Annotated in this window: 1 protein-coding gene; it reads left to right on the top strand. The window is 69.0% G+C overall.

Features of this window, described 5'->3' with window-relative positions; genetic code table 11:
• A partial coding sequence (locus AC069R_RS34085) for an IS701 family transposase (protein ID WP_478770566.1) occupies positions 1 to 1023 on the top strand: 1023 nt, incomplete at its 5' end.
• Between the last annotated feature and the right edge of the window lie 164 nt (positions 1024 to 1187).

Here is a 1187-nt window from a genome sequence, read left to right as displayed (position 1 = left end):
GCGGAGGAAGCCGGCCACGCCGGCCCGGACCGCATCCACCGGATGCTGAACCGGATCGAGTGGGACGCCGATGAGGTCCTCGACGACGTGCGCCAGTACGTCGTCGACAACCTCGGCGACCCCGACGCCGTCCTGGTCGTGGACGACACGGGCTTCTTGAAGAAGGGGACGCGGTCGGCCGGGGTGCGACGGCAGTACTCCGGCACCGCCGGGCGGACGGAGAACTGCCAGGTCGGCGTCTTCCTCGCCTGTGCCACCGGCCGCGGGCGGACACTGATCGACCGGCGTCTGTATCTGCCCACCTCCTGGACCGACGACCGCGAAAGGTGCCGCCGGGCCGGCATCACCGACGAGGTCGCCTTCGAGACCAAGGTGGCCATGGCCAAGGCGATGATCCGCCGCGCGATCGCGGACAAGATCCCGTTTCGGTGGGTGACCGCGGATGCCGCCTACGGCTTCTCCAAGGGCTGGCGCTCCGAACTGGAGCGGGCGGACGTCTTCCACGTCATGGCCACCACCCGGCACGACACCGTCGTCACCCGCTGGGCGATCGACCATCCCGTCCACGACTTGTTCAACGGTCTCGCCCGGCAGAAACGGAAGCGCCGTTCCTGCGGCACCGGGGCTCACGGCCTGCGGATCCACGACTGGGCACGTGTCGAGGTGCGGCCCTGGCACCGGCCCGACCGCCGCCACTGGGTGATCGCCCGCCGCAGCATCAGCCGGCCCGGGGAGATCTCCTACTACATCGCCTACTGCCCCGCCCAGACCACACTCGATGACCTGATCCGCATCGCGGGCAGCCGGTGGGCCATCGAGGAGTGCTTCCAGAGCGCGAAGCAGGAGTGCGGCCTGGACGACTACCAGGTCCGCCGCTATCCCGGATGGCACCGCCACATGACCCTCGCCATGGCCGCCCACGCCTGCCTGACCGTCCTGCGAGCCCGCGAACTGGATGCCGGGAAAGCAGAAACGGATCCTCCCAGCTCATCCACCTCAGCCTCGCCGAGATACGACGGCTGATCACCCGCCTCACCGACCGCCGACCCACCCCCGTCGAGCACATCCTGCACTGGTCGACCTGGCGCCGACGACGACAACACCAGGCCCGCACCAGCCACTACAAACGCCGCGGACACAGCCCCCGACCTGGCCATCAGTCACAGCAAACACCGTTGCAGTACTAG

Source organism: Streptomyces sp. NPDC043952, from assembly GCF_056435325.1.
The sequence above is the reverse complement of the archived record's forward strand: the minus strand, read 5'-3'. Positions and strand labels throughout refer to the sequence as shown.